The sequence below is a fragment of the Paenibacillus allorhizoplanae genome, assembly GCF_927798215.1.
Taxonomy (GTDB): domain Bacteria; phylum Bacillota; class Bacilli; order Paenibacillales; family NBRC-103111; genus Paenibacillus_E; species Paenibacillus_E allorhizoplanae.
The window spans coordinates 48,494-67,554 of sequence record NZ_CAKMMW010000016.1 but is presented as its reverse complement, the minus strand read 5'-3'; the positions used below and the strand labels follow the sequence as shown (position 1 = coordinate 67,554).

The 19,061-nt window shown below is 41.9% G+C and carries 16 protein-coding genes and 1 pseudogene; 16 read left to right on the top strand and 1 reads right to left on the bottom strand.

Translation table 11 applies throughout. The features are described from left to right. Positions 1–18: 18 nt before the first annotated feature. Entirely contained in the window at positions 19–1,776 is a 1,758-nt protein-coding gene (locus tag L6I86_RS23035; protein WP_236290776.1) for a right-handed parallel beta-helix repeat-containing protein, read from the top strand. Between the two features lie 269 nt (positions 1,777–2,045). Then, positions 2,046–2,220: pseudogene (locus L6I86_RS23030) on the top strand (transposase); the annotation flags it as partial. A gap of 218 nt (positions 2,221–2,438) precedes the next feature. Here the strand turns inward: L6I86_RS23030 and L6I86_RS23025 are convergent. Then, on the bottom strand, positions 2,439–3,305 hold the full coding sequence (locus tag L6I86_RS23025; RefSeq protein ID WP_236290775.1) for a MurR/RpiR family transcriptional regulator: 867 nt from the start codon (positions 3,303–3,305) through the stop codon (positions 2,439–2,441). Between the two features lie 247 nt (positions 3,306–3,552). Between L6I86_RS23025 and L6I86_RS23020 the strand changes: the two genes are divergently transcribed. The 14 genes from L6I86_RS23020 (at position 3,553) to L6I86_RS22960 (ending at position 19,052) form a co-directional block, all read left to right on the top strand. Further along, positions 3,553–4,419 (top strand): MurR/RpiR family transcriptional regulator, encoded by an 867-nt coding sequence (locus L6I86_RS23020; RefSeq protein ID WP_236290774.1) that lies wholly within the window; start codon positions 3,553–3,555, stop codon positions 4,417–4,419. A gap of 18 nt (positions 4,420–4,437) precedes the next feature. Next, the gene (locus tag L6I86_RS23015) at positions 4,438–5,106 is read left to right on the top strand and encodes an N-acetylmannosamine-6-phosphate 2-epimerase (protein WP_236290773.1); all 669 of its coding nucleotides are present in this window, start codon (positions 4,438–4,440) and stop codon (positions 5,104–5,106) included. Between the two features lie 18 nt (positions 5,107–5,124). Further along, positions 5,125–6,081, top strand: a complete 957-nt coding sequence (locus L6I86_RS23010; RefSeq protein ID WP_338113431.1) for a BadF/BadG/BcrA/BcrD ATPase family protein — start codon at positions 5,125–5,127, stop codon at positions 6,079–6,081. 1 nt (position 6,082) lies between these two features. Further along, entirely contained in the window at positions 6,083–6,829 is a 747-nt protein-coding gene (locus tag L6I86_RS23005) for a sugar isomerase domain-containing protein (protein ID WP_236290772.1), read from the top strand. A gap of 20 nt (positions 6,830–6,849) precedes the next feature. Further along, positions 6,850–8,226, top strand: coding sequence for an ABC transporter substrate-binding protein (locus tag L6I86_RS23000; protein WP_236290771.1), 1,377 nt, complete (start codon positions 6,850–6,852; stop codon positions 8,224–8,226). 93 nt (positions 8,227–8,319) lie between these two features. Further along, complete coding sequence (locus tag L6I86_RS22995) at positions 8,320–9,207, top strand: carbohydrate ABC transporter permease (RefSeq protein ID WP_236290770.1); 888 nt, start codon at positions 8,320–8,322, stop codon at positions 9,205–9,207. Positions 9,208–9,231: 24 nt separating this feature from the next. After that, positions 9,232–10,086, top strand: coding sequence for a carbohydrate ABC transporter permease (locus L6I86_RS22990; RefSeq protein ID WP_236290769.1), 855 nt, complete (start codon positions 9,232–9,234; stop codon positions 10,084–10,086). 32 nt (positions 10,087–10,118) lie between these two features. Next, positions 10,119–12,782, top strand: coding sequence for a discoidin domain-containing protein (locus L6I86_RS22985; protein WP_236290768.1), 2,664 nt, complete (start codon positions 10,119–10,121; stop codon positions 12,780–12,782). 37 nt (positions 12,783–12,819) lie between these two features. Continuing rightward, positions 12,820–15,120: a discoidin domain-containing protein gene (locus tag L6I86_RS22980; protein WP_236290767.1), complete on the top strand. Its 2,301-nt coding sequence runs from the start codon at positions 12,820–12,822 to the stop codon at positions 15,118–15,120. Between the two features lie 287 nt (positions 15,121–15,407). Next, complete coding sequence (locus L6I86_RS22975; protein WP_338113436.1) at positions 15,408–15,785, top strand: carbohydrate ABC transporter permease; 378 nt, start codon at positions 15,408–15,410, stop codon at positions 15,783–15,785. Positions 15,786–15,839: 54 nt separating this feature from the next. Further along, on the top strand, positions 15,840–16,352 hold the full coding sequence (locus L6I86_RS22970; protein WP_338113430.1) for an MgtC/SapB family protein: 513 nt from the start codon (positions 15,840–15,842) through the stop codon (positions 16,350–16,352). A gap of 38 nt (positions 16,353–16,390) precedes the next feature. Continuing rightward, the gene (locus tag L6I86_RS35710; protein WP_276574889.1) at positions 16,391–16,519 is read left to right on the top strand and encodes a hypothetical protein; all 129 of its coding nucleotides are present in this window, start codon (positions 16,391–16,393) and stop codon (positions 16,517–16,519) included. A gap of 511 nt (positions 16,520–17,030) precedes the next feature. After that, positions 17,031–18,050: a LacI family DNA-binding transcriptional regulator gene (locus L6I86_RS22965; RefSeq protein ID WP_236290765.1), complete on the top strand. Its 1,020-nt coding sequence runs from the start codon at positions 17,031–17,033 to the stop codon at positions 18,048–18,050. Between the two features lie 57 nt (positions 18,051–18,107). Then, on the top strand, positions 18,108–19,052 hold the full coding sequence (locus L6I86_RS22960) for an ABC transporter permease (protein ID WP_236290764.1): 945 nt from the start codon (positions 18,108–18,110) through the stop codon (positions 19,050–19,052). Positions 19,053–19,061 lie beyond the last annotated feature (9 nt).

Below are 19,061 nucleotides of genomic sequence, written 5' to 3'. Positions count from 1 at the left end.
TGCAAGGAGGAGATATCAATGGGATTAGGATTTGGGTTTAAAAAGTCAATATGGCTAGTTGGCTTACTCTCTCTGCTGCTGGCATGTACGACATTTTCATTTGTGAAATCAGCCCATGCCGCAACGCAAACCTATTATGTCGATATTGATACGGGTGTGGATGCCAGCGGTTATGGAACCAGTCCCAGTACACCTTTCAAGAATATTCAATATGCCGCTGATTTAACGAATCCGGGTGATACCGTATATGTCATGAATGGAACCTACTACAAGACCAATGAACAGTTTGTATTCCAAGTTACACGTTCCGGTAATGCCAGTTCCACCGGGGGTTACATCAATTTCCTGGCCTATCCTGGACATCATCCGAAACTCAAAGCCATCGATGCGTGGAACCACATTGTTGTGAACGCTTCCTATATCAAAATCGATGGCTTCGAAATCGAAGGAGATAACGCCAACCTAACCCTCAGCGATGGGGAAGCGAGATACAATCACTTTATACAGAACGAACCAACAGCTACCATTGATTGGAACTATGTACGTAAAACACAAACGAATGGGATCTATATTAAGCCTGCAACCGGGACGACGAGTTATCCCCACCACGTTGTAGTTTCCAATATGATTGTTCATGATGTGCCTGGGGGAGGCATAAGTGTTGAAAAGTCTGATTATGTGACCATTGAGCATAATACGGTTTACAATAACTCATGGTACACACTCTATGCGACCAGCGGTATCTCCATCCTTACTCCGAAAGATGCGGATACCAATACAACGACCTATCGTAACGTAATCCGAAACAACCGGGTGTATAATAATAAAACATTGGTGAAGTGGGAAAAAACACAAGATTATTCGGATGGCAATGGCATTATTATCGACAGTACATTAAATGCGCCTGCTTATAGCGGGAAAACGTTGGTAACCAACAATGTATCCTACTTAAACGGAGGTTCTGGCATCCATGCGTATCATAGCGCTGATGTAGATATCATCAACAATACAGCCTATACGAATTCTTCCGAGCTGAATTATGGGGAAATATTCGCCCAATCCTCCGATCATGTCAATCTATTCAATAATATTCTTGTAGCAAGAACCGGGCGAAATATAAATACAAACATCAGCAATACCAATGTGGTTACCAACTATAATGTCTATGCGAATGGCAATCCAGTTGTAAGCGGACCTAACGATATTTGGGCAGATCCCTTATTTGTAAACCCAACCGGAGGGGATTTTCAGGTAAATATCGGTTCAAAGGCGATTGATACGGGCTCGAGTACGTTAGCACCTGCCAATGACTACAACTACAATCCGCGGCCAAGAGGGGCGGGACCTGATAGGGGTGCCTATGAGCATCAGAATTTAATCGGCAATCCGAGCTTTGAGTGGGGCAGCCTGAATGGAGGCTGGATGAAAGAGCAGAATAGCTCAGGCATTACCATTCAAAACACAGGTTCTTACACCGGAACCTATAAAGCTGCCTTCAACACAACAGCACTCACTAAGTTGTCCCAGACCATAACTGCGCCAACGACAGCAACTTACACAGTTACAGCGTACGTAATTACGAATATTGCAAGTAATGTGAAGGTTGGAGTGGATGTAGCAGGCATTAATCAAGCACAGTCAACCGTTACAACGGGAGGATACAAAAAAATTACATTCACAGTTACAGCTGTAGCTGGTCAAACAATCAAGGTTTGGATCAGTGCCCCTCAAACAGCAAGTGGATGGGTTGGTATCGATGATGTTTCGGTTCTGTAAATTTTCACATATCGGGAAGCCTTGCAGAAATCCAGAATATTAATGTTATCCTCCTCACTTGAGAAAGTTATATTATTTATTCTGTATGGTAAAGTTGTGACAAAGATTTAAACAAGTGTCGTTTAGATAAAATACCACTATATCTATATCTTATGTACCTGAGTTCCTATATCTATTACAATTCCAACAAAAAACAGCTTACACAAATGTGAGGAGACTGCACCTTTTTCTTGTATACTTTTATTATCATTGGAATAAGGGTGAGTTAAGTGATCCAAAAACAACAATCTTTGCTGTTAAGTCCTTATGTTGAATTCTATAATTTGATTGTGCCTAAGGATAATTTGCTTCGACAAATAAATGAACTCGTGGATTTTACTTTCATATTTGAAGAACTTCAGGTAAATTACTGTCTCGATTAATTGTCGTAATGCCATTGAACCTGGAACTTCAGGGAGCAATGGCGATTTTTGCAGTGAATCTAAAACGAATTTTGAAGCTAAACGAATAAAATTGGGAGTCCTAAAAGGCCAAAAACAGCGAAAGAAGACATCGACCTCGTTGGAAGATGTCTTCTTTTTTAGCAAATGAACCACTAATTAATCTAAAAGACTAGTTCTTCAGTGGCCTCGCGTGGGCCCTGGTTTTTTTTTTGCTTTTTTTTAATATAACTTATTAAGGATGGACTCCGTAGTTTTCCATGCATCCGCTCCTGAACTACTTTCAGATAAATATAGCGTCAGGCTTATCGTAATTAATTCAATAATATAGAGAATGGAGACTTTGCTTTTTAAGTCGTTCTCAAAAATAGAAACCCCCTTGCTTAAACAAACAAGACGAGTATCTGCCACCTCGGTTATCGGTGATCGGCCATGGCCAGTGATGCAAATTGTATGAGCTCCACTCGATCGAGCTTTTTTTAAGGCATCAACAACATCCATGGTGCTTCCAATCTGGGAAATGCCAATGGCAACGTCATCCGTATTTAAATGAGCGGCGCTAATTAATTGGAGGTGAACATCAATATGTGCATCGGCCATAAATCCCATGCCGAGAAGTTTCATTTTTAATAAAACAGCCAAGGCGCCTGATTCGCCAAGTCCGAAGATTACAATCTTTCTGGCTTGCATAATCTTAATGACGGATTTTTGAAGCTCTTCTAGATCGAGTACTTTTAGCGTTTCTTGTAGATTACCTATGCTTATATGTGCAAGCCTTTGTGGAAGGTTCATTTTACCCTCATTCGTATCGGGTCTTATCCCACCATCCATGTCTCTGGCAAGTTTAATTTTTAATTCTTGATAACCTCGTAAGCCGATAGATTTGCAAAAACGAGTGATCGTCGACTGCGCCACCTCTAGTTCGTCTGCGACTTGTGTAACGGAGGAATAGATTACTTTGGTGGGGAACTCCATGACAAAGGCGGCGATTCTTTGCTCTGTTGAAGAAAGGTGAGCATAGGAACTGTTCAGCTTAGATTTAATGGTAAATTCGCTCGCATCTTCGTTTGTGTTATTTTCTAATCGCATCCAGGGTTCTCCTTTGAACTATGATAATCAGCTTAACTTGACCAATATTATAAGTATACAATGAATTGGCAATTTGCGAAAACGAATCAATTTAGCAACAGTATTTATCAATTTCTACTGCTTATTGTCGAAAAAATATTTATTGTAAAATATATAATATCGAAAAAATAATTATTTACATTTCAATTACTCGCGCTTATAATCAACTCATAAGGCACAGTAGAGAGAGGAGTTAAGGGGAAATATTGTGGAGAAATTACAAGATGTCCATATGCCAGATTTGGAGCAAACTATTAATTCTAAGCTAAACAGCTCATATGCGCACTTGTCTGTTACAGAACAAAGAATTGGTGAGTTTGTCATGCAATATCCAGAGAAAGTGATGTATTACTCTGTGACTCAAGTAGCAGATGAACTTGGCGTTGCACAATCGACGGTTACCCGTTTTTGCAGGTCAATTGGATTGAGAGGCTATCAGGAATTAAAAATTAAACTGGCAAGGGATATGGATAGTGGTACTCGAAATGAAGCCGCCGATGGCAAGATGAATCTTCCACAAAGGCTAGCTCTTATTAATATCAACAATATTCAAGAAACCTTAAAGATTATTGACCTAGAGGAATTGCAGAAAGCAATCGTAAAAATGATGCAGGCTCATAAAATCATTATTTATGGTTTAGGTGAATCAGGCCCTATTGCTGAACTTCTTAAGATGAAGTTGATAGGGTTAGGCTTATCGGTGGATGCCCATATGGATGTCCACTTGCAATTGATTAGTGCAGCTCATCTTACTAGTGATGATGTGGCAATAGGCATATCCCAAATGGGAAGCACGAAAGACGTTGTTCTTGCGTTGAAAAAGGCGAGATCCAGCGGCGCATTAACCATTTGCATTACGGGGCATGGCCGTTCTCCAATAACAGAAGTTTCTGATATTCGCCTAGTTTGTTTCGGCAAAGGAATTTCGGTACATGAGAATGATTTAAAAAGTAAGGCTTCCATTTTATTCTTAATTGAATTGATTGCCATTAGCATTTCCTTATACATGTCCGAAAGGGGCAACAGCTTGGAGCCCTCGAAAACGACTGAATCCATTTTAGATAAACTGTATTGATACTTGGAGGGAAGCGCTTTGATTGAACAATTGAAAGGTCGACTAATCGTTTCATGTCAAGCATGGATTGATACCCCGTTTTATGGACCTCATTATATGAGAGCTATGGCGGAAAGTGCCCAAATGGCAGGGGCAGGAGGGATTCGTGCAAACAGCCCAGAAGATATACGTGAAATTAAAAAAACGGTTAAGCTGCCCATGATCGGCATTCATAAGCTGCCTGATAAGCGAGGCTTTAAAATTATTACACCTGATTTTGAAAGCGCTAGATCATTAGTAGAAGCGGGTTCTGACATTATCGCGATTGACGCAACGAATCAAGGTCGACCCGATGTGAGTGAACTGGAGCGACTGATTCAAGAGATTAAAACCAAATTGAAGGTACCTGTTATGGCAGACATTTCTAATGAAGAGGAGGCTATTCGTGCCGAAAGGTTTGGAGCAGACCTTGTAGGTACAACCATGTCTGGTTATACTTCATATACAGAAAAGACAGACGGACCTAATTTAGCGTTAATTGAAACTTTGAAACGTACGGTTCGAGTTCCGATTGTTGGAGAAGGGCGCTTCTCACAGCCGCATGAAGTGAAAGAAGCCTTGAATCAAGGTGCTCACTGTGTAGTGATAGGAACAGCAATAACAGCGCCATGGGAAATAGCAGCTAGGTTTGTGCGCGCGATCCAATAATGTTGGAGATGATTATTGATGATGTTTCTTGGTATAGATGGAGGGCAAACCTCAACAAAAGTCTGCTTTTATGATCTGGGTACTGGAGAAATTGTAATTGAAAAGGGTCTCCCCATCGACCACATGATAACAACAGAGGGACAAGAAGTGGCTAGAAAAGGAATACAAGACTCTATTCATACCTTACAAAATAAATTGATCCGTATCGTTCGCATAGACGTTGCTGTCATAAGCATTAGCGGTTTGCGTGAAGAACATACGGAGCTGATCAAAAGTTGGGTTTCTGCTTGTATGGAGGTTCGTTCATTTATTATTGTAGGCGATGTAATAGCGAATATAAACGGTGCTTCTGCTGGAGAAAATGATGGCATTCTCGTCATAGCAGGAGGAGGTAGTATTGCTTATTACGCTCACAACGCAATCGATTATACGGCTGGTGGATTTGGACATATTCTCGGCGATGAAGGAAGCGCTTACAGAATTGGGCTTGATGCTCTACAAGCAAGTATACGCTGCCAGGAACATAGAGGAGCGTTTACGGTATTGTACCAACAATTATTAGACCATTTTGAGCGAAGTAATTATTGGGATTTAAAAACAATGTTGCATGGAGATCAAATCAAACGTAAGGATATTGCCAATTTGGCAGTTATTGTGAACGAGGCGGCCACACAAGGAGATACGATATCGCAGAATATCCTGCGTAAGGCTGGTGTGGATCTCGGTGAACTAGCGGTTTCGGTCATAGAAAGTTTAGAAAGAGCTAATATCTCGAGTGTGAGTAAGATTTATCCAACCGGAGGGGTATTTAGTTCTGAAGCTTGGATAATTCCAGCTTTTGAACAAACGATTCATAAGAGATTTCCTGCGTATAAGATCACCAAGCCGGTTTATTCACCGCTAATGGGTACCTTGATCATAGCGGCAGAAAGTGTAGGGATGAAGCAACAACTACTAGATCAATTGGAGGAATGACATGAATATCGGCGCAAATGTAGTCATCGATACGATTCTAGACATCGTTCAAACATTTAGAAGCACACAGATGGAACCCCTGCAGAAAGCCTCTAAACTCCTTAGTAAAAGCTTGTTAGAAGGTGGCGTGATTCATGTATTTGGTGCAGGACATTCACGTACCTTTGGAATGGAAATGTGCGGTCGTGCAGGCGGATTGGTGCCTTTAAATCTAGTAGGGCTTGAAGATATCTCACGAATCGATAATCGAATAGGTATCAACCTTGTAGATTTAGAGCGGGAGCCGAAAACGGCACATGATTTATTGGATTTGCATGATGTTAGAAAGGAAGATTCGATTATCATCGTCTCTAATTCAGGGCGTAACGGTGCTCCAAATGAGCTCGCTATAGAAAGTAAGCGTAGAGGTCTCTCCGTTATAGCGGTCACTTCCTTATTACATTCCACGAATTCGGATAGTCGCCATCCAAGCGGTAAGAAACTGTATGAAATAGCCGACATCGTTATTGATAACTGCTGTCCCTACGGAGATGTGCTTCTTGAGATTCCCGGAATTAGCGAAAAAACAGGTTCTGCTTCCACGGTAGTTGGGGTTTTTATTGCCCAAGCGCTAACTGTCGAGATTATAGCTGAATATGTACAAGAAGGAAGGATACCACCAGTGTATATCAGTGCAAACGTAGATGGCGGGGATGAGCACAACCGCAAGCTTCAAGAAAAGTATGAGCACCGTAATATTACCTATTAAAAATATGGAGGGCTATGTCCATGAACGTATTTACTGGTAAAGAAAGGAAATGGGGATCTCTTGCACTTGTTGGTTTCATATTTACTACACTGCTTGCAGGCTGTGGCTCGAAAGTCGAACCTACCAAAGAAGTTGCTGGAACACCAACTCCAGCTGCTCCAGCTGCTGCAACCGCAACACCAGAAGTAAAGAAAGATCCAGTTAAAATCGTGTTCTGGCACTATTTAACGGATCGCAAGGATATATTGACAGAGATGTCGAAGGAGTTCACGGCTCAAACGGGTATTCAAGTCGATATCCAATTGTTTGGTGGAGACGGCTTTAAAGAGAAAACTATTGCAGCAGCTCAAACGAATTCATTACCTGATATTTTAACATTAGCTGGTGGACCTGGTGATCTGGCTAAATTTATCGAAACGAAAAGCGTCATGGAGTTAGGTAAAGAGTCAACAGACATCATAGGTAAATTTCCTGAAAATATTGTAAAAACGTATTCCTATAAAGAAGGTAATACCTATAAAGTGAAAGATTTTGGTACCTATGCGCTTCCGATGGATACGAATAACATGCAGTTTATGTACAATAAAGACTTATTTGCTAAAGCTGGAATCACCGCACCTCCAAAGACTTGGGCTGAATTCTTAGACGCCGTAGATAAGCTGAATGCAAAGGGCATCGCACCATTTGCCACTGGTCTAGGATCATGGGTGGGTACTTCAATGACAGAGCCATTTATGTATGCTCTTCTTGGTGAAGAAAAATTAAAAGCAACAAAGCAAGGTTTAGAGCCAATGGTCGGTTCCGCCTGGGAAAAAGTACTTGGTATCTATGCCGAATTAGCCAAGCATAAAGCGTTCGCACCTGGTATTTCGACCATGGATCTGCCTAAAGCAGAAACATTGTTTGCTAATGGTCAAGTTGCAATGATATTTGATGGCTCATGGGCGATCGGTGCTTTCAATCAAACCAATGCTGCATTCAAAAATTATGATGCTTTCTTACCGCCTAAACCAGACGGCGCTGTAGGTGACATTAAAATTCCTGGTGGTGTCGGAGTACCTCTCGTGGTCAGCCAAGGAACGAAACATAAAGAAGAAACCTTGAAATTCATGAAGTTTCTATTAGCCAAAGAACAGCAGCAGAAGTACTCAGCAAGCAGCTTCAATTTGCCTGCTAACAAAGAAGCGGCAGCTGCTGGCGGTAAACTTCCTGATGCATTAGTCAACTTTGCACAAGGAATGACAAGTGTCTATGATTCACCAATTGCATTTCTAGGCGATACGGAAACAGTCATGCAAAAAGGGATTCAGCTTATTGTTTTGGGGCAATCAACTCCAGAGAAAGTTGTGAAGCAAATGGAAGATGCAACGAAAAAGGGTAAGGCTGCAGTTAAATAAATAGAATTGTAGGCAAGGCTTAAGGGAATCGTCTTAAGCCTTGCCTATTTAAAAAGTAAGTGGATGCTCACGAAAAGGAGGTTACCATGCACCATGCGTAATCCAATCTCAAGCAATAGAGCACTGACGAAATGGGCGAACCTTTTTTACGTGGCTCCAGCAGTTGCTTTGTTTTTACTATTCTCATTATTTCCGCTGTTTCGGACCTTTCAATATAGCTTTACCGATGCAAATGGTGTCAATCCCAACGTAAATTATATTGGATTTACGAATTACATTAATGCAATCACAGATCCTGTGTGGTGGCATGCCATTGGTAATGGATTGTTTTTTGCAGGTATGGCGCTTCTCTTCATGAATTCGATTGCTTTGCTGTTATCCGTAGCTGTTCATTCTGGCATCCGAGGCAATAAAATCTATCGCGTGCTTTTTTACATCCCGCCTATCCTGTCAGGTATTGTTGTGGGTTATGTGTGGAAATGGATTTATGAACCAACAGGACTTCTGAATAGTCTATTAACTTTCATTGGTCTGGAAAGCTGGACGCATAGCTGGATTGCAGAAACCGAAACAGCGCTTACCGCAGTATCGGTAACTTCCATGTGGCAGGGTGTCGGTGGTTCGTTCATCTTATTTTTGGCTGGATTACAGGGTGTGCCCAAGGATTTGTATGAGGCTGCGGATTTGGATGGCGCAAGCAGACGACAGAAGCTGATACATATTACCATTCCTTCATTAAAAAGAGTGTATACGATGGTCAATATCCTAACGATTCTTGGAGCGATGGAAATTTTTAACCAAGTATTCGCCATGACCTTAGGAGGTCCGGGTTATACAACGGAAGTACCTGCGATTCGGATTTATCGAGAAGCCTTTAAAAACTCGAATTTTGGCTTAGCTAGTGCATTTTCGGTGATATTTGGAGCGATGCTTTTTGTTATTTCATACATCCAACTCAAGCTATCGCAAAGAAAAGAATAATCGATGAGGATCGGAGTGAATGCAATGGAAATCAGAACTGCGCAAAGGACTAGACAGAGCGTGGGAGCGAAAATGATCATCCACCTTTTACTAATGGTCTGGTCGGTTATTTCTTTATTTCCGATTATCTGGATGTTATCAACGTCATTGAAAGAAAAGAATGAAATCTATACAAATGCAAGCCTCATTCCGCGAAATGCTTTGAACTTTAAAAATTATATTGAAGCATGGAATTATGGCGGGTTTAAACTCTATGTTCTAAATAGCTTGTTTTATACAACGGTTGTCGTTGTTGGTGTAGTTCTCATTGCTTCACTTGCCGCCTACGCCATATCTAGACTGGAATTGGTAGGAAAAAAAACGATTTATTACGTTTTTATGGGAACGATGATGATTCCTGTTCCAGGAGCCTTTATCTCTTTATTTATTGTCGTCAGTAACCTGGGACTTGCGAATACGCGACTCGGATATATGCTACCTTTAATCGCGATAAGCTTGCCGATATCGATATTTATTCTCAAATCTTTTTTTGATGAATTGCCCAAAGAAATTGAAGAATCAGCCATTATCGATGGAGCTAGAAGCTTTCAAATTTATTATAAAATTATGATCCCACTTGCCAGGTCGGCCATTGCAACCATTGTTATCCTGAATATGCTTTCCGTCTGGAATGAGTTTCTACTTGCGTTAGTTATGTTCTCTAACAATAAATTAATGCCTATTCAAATGGGGTTATCGGTGTTCGTTGGACAATATACTACACAATATGAGCTGCTCATGGCAGCCATGTCCATTATGGTTATACCTGTTATTCTAGTTTATGTATTGATGCAGAAGCAGTTTATTCAAGGGATTACATCAGGAGCAATCAAAGGGTAAATGAGGTAATTAAGCGAAGATGAGGGGGGATTTTGAGAAAAGTCATACTTCTGTTTGCGCTCGCCCTTTTTGGGATTGCGGGATGGTCGGCTGTTTGTCAGGCAGAGGTCAATTATTCAGAAATCATGGAGAGCGAATCCAATTGGATTGCTTCCTTACAGGAGCCTTCTGGAGCCATTGTGATGACCAGGGACAAAACATTCCAATATCAAGGTGTGGATTCCTACAAGGTAGAACCATACTTTGCTAATTTGTCAGTCATCGGTATGCTGGATCACGCAACAGATGCCAATTTGGAGGTCAGCCGGAAGTGGATCGAGTGGTATTTCGATCATTTGAATACACCGGATTATAATGGGTTGAACGGAACGATTTATGTGTATTACGTTGATACTGCCACAAGAAGTCACTATACGAGCTCAAACTATTATGATTCTACGGACTCTTATGCGGGTACTTTCCTTACTTTGCTGGAGAAATACATTCGCGAAGGCGGGGATAAAAAAGTACTGACAAAGAACAAAGAAAAAGTCAAAATAATTGCAGATGCTATGTTGGCGACAATGGATGCGAATGGATTAACGCTGGCTAAGCCTGACTATGCCATCAAATATTTGATGGATAATTCTGAAGTCTATGAAGGGCTGCGAAGTGCGGCATGGCTTGCGAGACATATGCTGAAGGATGAGACGTTGGCTCAATCCTATGAAGTGAAACAGCTTGCAAATTTCAATGGCATCGAGACGCTGTGGGATAACGTGGTAAACAATTATAAGGCTTATGAGGGCGCGGGTACGACCAATTGGGGGATCTTTTATCCAGATGCCACGGCGCAGATGTTTCCAATATGGAATGGCATTCTCTCTCCGACCAGCCAAAGGGCCTTAGATATTTATAATGGCTTAAATCACTATCACCCTGGTTGGCCGTATTTGATAAAGTCGGATGAATTTCCTTGGAGTATCCTTGCCTATACAGCAGCAGTGATGGGAGATAAGGATCGAGTCGATACGTTCCTGCAGAAGGTTAAATCCGATTATATAGATCAAAATCACAAGTGGGTTTGGTACAACATGGAGGCTGGATTTACGATTCGGGCTGCGAAGGCCATGCGGGATCAAACCAATCTTGCGTTAAACAAACCAGTAAGCGATTCAGGAAATGTTAAGAAATTTTCACCTTCCCCTGTGAATGACGGTAATGTAACAACAAGCTGGAAGGGATCCAAAAAACCAGACGCAGTGATGATTGATTTAGTAAGCAGCCAGTTGATCAACCGCTTGGTATTGAATTGGGATTCAGCTTTCGCAGATTCATACAAGATCTTAGTGTCAGTCGATACACATGAATTTTCCACCGTGTATGAAACTACTGCGGGAGACGGTAAAACAGACGATCTTGGCTTTGCAGACGTGCAGGCCAGATATGTAAAGATTGAATTGTCTCAGTCTGATGGCAAAGCGTCTCTAAATGAAGTGGAAATTTATCATGAGGTCTACCATGCGCCGCCTAATCCAAAACTTAACTTGGCCCTGAACAAAACGGCGACAGCATCATCGGATGTGGAAAACGCAGTTAAATCCATCGATGGAAATACAGCAACAAGATGGTCAAGCAACGCAGCCGACAATGAATGGTATAAGCTTGATCTTGGAGAAATCAAAGCCGTTAATAAAGTGACCATAGATTGGGAAGCAGCCTATGACAAAGCATATACCGTAGAAACATCCACGGACAATGTGAATTTCAGCGTAGCTTATACAACGACAGCGGGAGATGGGGGTACGGACGTAATTCGATTTACCACAAGAGAAGCTAGGTACATTCGAGTATTATGTACGACTCGAGCCACACCTTATGGCAGCTCATTCTGGGAGATTGGTGTTTATAACGATACATCGAATCCTTCTAATCTAACAAATTTGGCATTAATGAAGAACACAACTGCGTCAACCCAAGCCGAATTCAGCAGTCGCTCTGTAGATGGTGATTTAAGCAGTCGTTGGAGTAGCGATCCACTGGATAATCAATGGTATCAAATCGATCTTGGCGCTGTCCAAAGCTTGAATCAAGTGAAGCTCGACTGGGAGGCAGCTTATGCTTCTGCCTATAGCATTGAAGTATCAAAGGATGGAGTCAGCTATAAAACGGTGTATTCGACACTTACGGGGACGGGCGGATCCAATATCATTGTGTTTCCTATAATCGATGCGAGATATGTGCGAATTGGTTTCACAACGCGTGCAACACCTTACGGCAGTTCGTTTTGGGAAGCAAGTGTGTATAAGGATGAATCCAACCTATTTGTCTCACCAAATTTAGCCTTGAATAAATCGGCAACGGCTTCTACAAATGCTGAAATCGCCTATCGGTCCATTGATGGAGATCCGAATAGCCGATGGGGAAGTGACGCTTTGGACGATCAGTGGTTCCTAATTGATTTAGGGTCCGAACAGACGATAAATCGGGTCACCATAGACTGGGAGGTTGCTTATGCGTCCGGTTATGCGATTCAAGTATCGGCAGATAATGTGAATTATAGTACTGTTTATTCAACAACGACGGGTGATGGTGGTATGGACACAATTACTTTCGATGCAGCGGGGGCAAGATATGTGAAGATCTTATGTACGACACGCGGCACACCTTGGGGAAGTTCTTTCTGGGAGATCGGCATTTTTAACGATAATGAATAGTTTGCAATTATCATGATTTAAGGGAGAGTGTTCTTTGATGTTTAAAAAGACAATCGCTTTCGTAATGGTATTGCTTCTTAGTGTTAGTGCATCTTCCATTTCCTTCGCTCATGTCGATTATTCAGGCATTATTGAAAGTGAATCCAATTGGGTCGCTGGTTTGCAGCAGCCATCGGGAGCTATCGTAGTTTCCAAAACCAATACGTTTCTTTGGCCGCCAGTCACAGGGGCAACGAGCTATAAAATCGAGCCTTATTTTGCGAACTTGGCTGTCATCGGTATGTTGGAGAATCCTTCAGCCGCCAATATCCTTGTAGCGAAAAACTGGATTAATTGGTATTTTAACCATCTGAACCAACCGGATTATAACGGAATCAATGGCTCGGTCTATGTCTATTATGCCAATGCAAGTACAGGTGTGGAAACTTCGTCTGGCGGATATGATTCGACAGATTCTTATGGGACTACATTTGCAACGATGTTGAAGAAGTATGTTGAAGTAAGCGGAGACAGTACGCTGCTTATCAACAATAAAGCTAAGATTGAGATGGCTGTGGATGGATCGATTGCAACGCTCCAAACGGATGGCTTGACCTATTCAAAGCCTGACTATCAAATCAAGTTTTTAATGGATAATGTCGAGGTGAATGAAGGCTTAGCTAGTATGGCATGGCTGGAAAATAACGTGCTAGGAGACTCGACGAAAGGAACCTACTATTCGGGAAAGAAAAGTTCAAATACGACCGGAATCGAATCCTTATGGAATACAGGAAATAATAATTATAACAGTTCAGCGGGTCAGCCTTCGAACTGGGGTGTTTTCTATGCCGATGCAACAGCGCAGGTTTTTCCGATCTGGACGGGGGTTATTCTACCAACCAGTGCGCGAGCAATCAGTCTATACGGCAGTTTGAATAGTAATTACCCAGGCTGGCCGAATTTAAGTACGCCGGATGCATTTCCATGGGCAATCTTGGCCTATTCCGGCAGCGTAATGGAAGACTCGACACGAGTGAATACCTTTCTTACTAACATAAGAGAATCCTATATAACAACTGGTCATCCGTGGCCGTACTATGCGATGGAAGCAGGATTTACGATTCGAGCTGCTAAGAAAATCAGAGATAAAGATAATTTAGCATTATCACAATCAATCACAGCTTCTTCTAGCTCAGGCACTGCAGCCAATGCCAATAACGGTAATTTAAATGATAGCTGGACGGGTGCCACCACGAACAATGAATGGATTCAAACTAATCTTGGAACAAGCAAGACGCTGAATCGATTGGTGATTAAATGGGGTGCTACCTATGCAACCCAATATAAAATCCAAGTTTCGGACGACGGGACCACGTACACGGATGCTTATACGGAAACAGCAGGCAATGGTGGAACGGATGATATCTTATTTTCAGCCGTGACCAAAAAATATGTGAAGCTATTATTCACTACAAAAAGCGCAGCAGGTGGCGTGAATTTGAAAGAGTTTGAATTGTATAACGCAACAGCTGAAGTACCCATCAATCTCGCATTAAACCGAACAGCAACGGCCTCGAGCTTTCCCGCTGATGTGCAGAAGTCTGTGGATGGCAACTTAGGTACACGTTGGGGAAGTGCATCCTTGAACAATGAATGGTATCAAGTTGATCTAGGAGCTGCAAAGACGATTGATAAGGTTGTTGTCAATTGGGAAGCAGCCTATGACACGGCCTATACCATTCAGACCTCAACGGATAACATCAATTTCACATCCCAGTTCTCAACAACTATTGGGGATGGAGGTATTGACACAATTACCTTTTCTCCAACTAGTGCTAGATATGTGAAGATCCTATTAACTACGCGAGCGACTGGTTATGGCAGCTCCTTCTGGGAATTGGAAGTTTACAACACGGGTGGTAGTGGTGGAACTCCTCCAGCAACACCTCTGGTAGATCCTCTTTCTGATTGGACTAAAGCATATTCGCATAGTACCAATATGCAATTAGACTCTACGAGTCCAACGTATTTTGAAGGCGATACTTCAAGGGCTTCGCGGAATAATACGAGTGCAGGAACGATTGTGTATAACAAAACGGGCCTAACATCATTCAGCGCAAAAATTTATGAGTTTGGTGCAGATTTGACCAAGGTTAAGTTTTATTCATCACCGAATGGAACGACATGGACATTGATAAACTCTACACACGATGCGTTGGTTGCCACACAAAGTAATTGGTATAGAACGAATTTCACGAATACGGGAACGATTCCTGCCGGAACGAATTATTTGAAGGTTGAGTTATCAAGTACATTTGCTCCGTATGATACAGAGCTTTCAGAGATTACGATCAATTAAGGGTTGTTATTCCCGTTGGATCAATAACTTCAGTCGATAACTTTATTTTCAATGATATTCGTGATAAATTTTTGCTTATGCATAGTGATGCATAAATAAAAATTGTGTTAAAATTTTCCTCTAAAGAATTCTGAAACAAATCGCTATATCCGCTGAGATGATCTTCAATTTCTATTGAATTCTGAAACAACAATATCGGAGCGCCGCGGGTTTGCGGGCTCCGTTTTCTAATTAATTCTGGAATATCACAGTTTTTTTTAAAAAAAGTCACGATAGATAATGACTGAATAGTCACGATTTTCTTCCTGATGCACAATACATTCAAAGATATTCCTAAAGAAATACGGGAATCCGCGATGGTCGACGGGGCGGGCGAATGGCGGACTTATTTTCAAATCCTGCTTCCGCTGGCAGAACCAGGCGCCGTCGCGCTGATGGTCTTCACTTTCATGAACATTTGGAACGACTTCATGCTGCCGTATGTGTTGCTAGATCGACTGAAAATATACGATATCCATTGGCCTGCATGCGTTCCAGGGGAGAATGCGACCAATTACGGGCTTATTTTTGGAGGCACCCTCATCAGTATGATCCCAAGCATCATTGTTTATCTCATTTTCCATAAACAATTCGTAGAAGGTATGACTTCGGGATCGAATAAATAGATTTCAGAAGGTTGAAATCAGCATTATGCTTGATGATTGGAGATGATCTTCCGTATGACCATGCATCCTGAAGTGTGGCATATCAGTTATTTCCAGTTAAGTATACGTATTGTCTTATCGCTAGTCATTAGGGGCCGTATTGGTCTTGAACGGGAGTGGGGCGATCATCCAGCTGGTTTTCGCACGCATATCTTGGTCAGTCTGGGCTCATCGTTAATTATGCTGCTTTCCATTTATGGCTTCTGCGAATTTGCATACGAAGCGAATGTGCGGATGGATCCTGCCCGATTAGGTGCACAGGTTATCAGCGGCATCGGCTTTTTGGGCGCCGGGACAATTCTTCGTACGGGGATGTCAGTATCGGGCCTGACGACAGCTGCCTCGCTTTGGGTTATGGCGGCTTTAGGGCTCGCTGTAGGAGCTGGGTTCTACTATTGCGCTTTACTAACAGCACTGCTTGTTCTCGTAAGTCTGTTTCTTCTGAATAAACTGGAAAAGGGTATGACCAAAAATCGGAATCACATCGAATTGATGCTGGTTTCATGGAGGAAACCACGGGGAAATTGAAGTCAGTTTTGGAGAAATTGGAGAACCACGGAGTCATCGTGAATCAATTTTCTGCAGATGCGGTAAAGCGTGAAGGAGTGTGCGCCGCTGCTGCAGCTCAGTTTAAAGGTGAGAGTGGGGAAAAAGAACCGCGTTCCGTTTCTTTTGGAGGAGCTGCGGGCGATTGACGGAATAGAAAGCGTTGAATTCCGATCGTGGGACGGTAAGGATTAGAAGGAAAGTCAGACAGGGCGGGTTTTGAGGTTTCGGGATGGTATTATGAGCAATTGTAGGTAATGGTGAAAGTAATCTTGATCAATTATTTGGTTTTAGAGGCTCATTAAATATCAAAATTCGTTCTTTCTCTGTTAAACCCGTGCAAAATTGCGCGGGTTTATTTTTAATGTATATTGGTAGTAAAAAAAGAATATATGCAAGGCAGATCAACAAAATAAAAGAATTTATATCCATGGAAGATAATGTTTGGGGTCCTGTACTCTGATTTTTTAGATTTTGCGGGATTTCGGTCCAATGGATAGATCCAACTTAGACACATGGTATAAGATAGGCATGTGTAACTGGTGGATCCTTATAGCAAATGAGAAACAAACCGCTATAAATCCCTGTAAAAAACATTGACAACTTAAATAAAGGGAACCTATAATTAAGAAAACGGTTGCGTAAACGTTTTTATGAGAAATGAGGGCAATTATTATGCGTTCCGGTATTAAGCAGGTAGCCGAACATGCTGGTGTTTCAATAGCATCTGTGTCTCATGTTATTAATAACACCCGCTATGTATCGGATGAAGTTAAGCGCAAGGTTTACCAAGCGATGGAAGAGCTTGATTACCGTCCCAATTCAGCAGCCAGAAGTTTGCGCAGCCAGAAATCTAACACTATCGGCCTTATTGTGCCGGTACTTCCCTCGGATACCTCTAATTTCTTCTTTATGATGGTAGCGCAGGGGATTCAGTATACATTGAAGCAGCACGGGTATCATTTACTGCTGAGCAACAATACAACGGAACAAATTGAAGATGAACAAGAACAGATTAAATTGTTTAATTCCAAGATGATTGACGGTTTGTTCATTGCTTCTATTGCTGAAGATGTCAGTTATTTAACTGATATCGTACGTTCGAATTATCCCGTCGTGTTTATCGACCGTAAACCTACCGGTTATATTGGGGATAGTGTACTGGCTGACGGCATCGGAGGCGCTTATGAGGCAGTCCAAACCCTTATTATAAAAGGTCACCGTCGAATAGGGATGCTAACTGGGGAACTTGGTATTACAACGAGCAATGAGCGCTATGAGGGATATAAAAAAGCATTAGCAGATCACGACATTCCATTTGATTCTTCTATTGTGAGGATCGCGGAATCCAAACTTGAGAGCGGTTACGAGAGCGTTAAAGATCTGCTTGCGGAGCAGGAAATAACTGCGCTGTTCATTGCTAATAATGTGTTAACAATGGGCGCCATGAAATACATGCAAGAAAGACGGATTCAAATCCCGACCGAACTGGCCATTATTGGCTTTGACGATTACGATTGGACTCAGATTACTACCCCGCCGTTGTCGGTTATCCGGCAGCCTTCTTATGAGATTGGTGTGAAGTCGGCAGAGATCATGTTAGAGCGAATTGAGAACCCAGGTTCGATTTGCAAAGAATACAGACTGCCAACTGCGTTAATCCTGCGAGGCTCTTGTTAAAAGCTGATATGGCTTTTTTTTGACTATTAGAAAAACGTTTACGTAAACGATTTCCCGATGAAAAAGAAAGGGGTTGCACCATTTAAAATGAGCACATTCAAAGAACCTCTCAAACAGATCAAAGCCAACTACGAGCTGTATCTTCTCATTTTGCCAACTGTGATTTATTTCATTATTTTTAAATATTGGCCGATGTACGGGGTCCAAATCGCATTTAAGGATTTCATCGCTTCCAAGGGATTCTGGGGAAGTCCCTGGGTAGGATTGACGCATTTTCAACGGTTCTTCGATTCTTTTAACTTCTGGACGGTCATTAAGAATACGTTAGGACTTAGTCTTTTCTCGTTAGTGGTTTCATTCCCAGTACCGATTCTTATAGCACTGATGCTTAATCAGCTGCTCCACGAAAGGTATAAACGTTTTATTCAAACGGTCATTTATGCTCCTTATTTTATCTCTACCGTAGTGCTTGTTGGTATGATGTATGTTTTCTTATCGCCTGGAAGCGGGCTCATCAATCACATTATTCAACTGTTTGGCGTTGAGCCAATCTACTTTTTATCTAAGGCAGAATGGTTTAAAAGCCTGTATGTCTTCTCTGGCGTCTGGCAAGAAACAGGATTTGCCTCGGTTATCTATTTAGCAGCATTAGCCGGTATCGATCCGCATCTTCATGAAGCGGCGGTCGTGGACGGAGCAACGAAATGGCACCGGATTTGGCATATTGATATCCCGGGGATTCAGCCGACAATTCTCATTTTGTTCATATTGGCGATTGGGAATCTCATGAATGTTGGATTTGAAAAAGCGTTTCTCATGCAAAATGATTTAAACGCCAGTTCATCTGAGATTATCGCTACGTATGTGTACAAAATTGGTCTGCAGCGAGCGGAATACAGCTTCTCCGCAGCAGTTGGTTTGTTCAATTCCTTGATCAATTTCGTCCTTCTGGTCTCCGTTAACCGTTTTGTCAAAAAAATAAACGGCAGTGGGCTATTTTAAAAGAGAGGA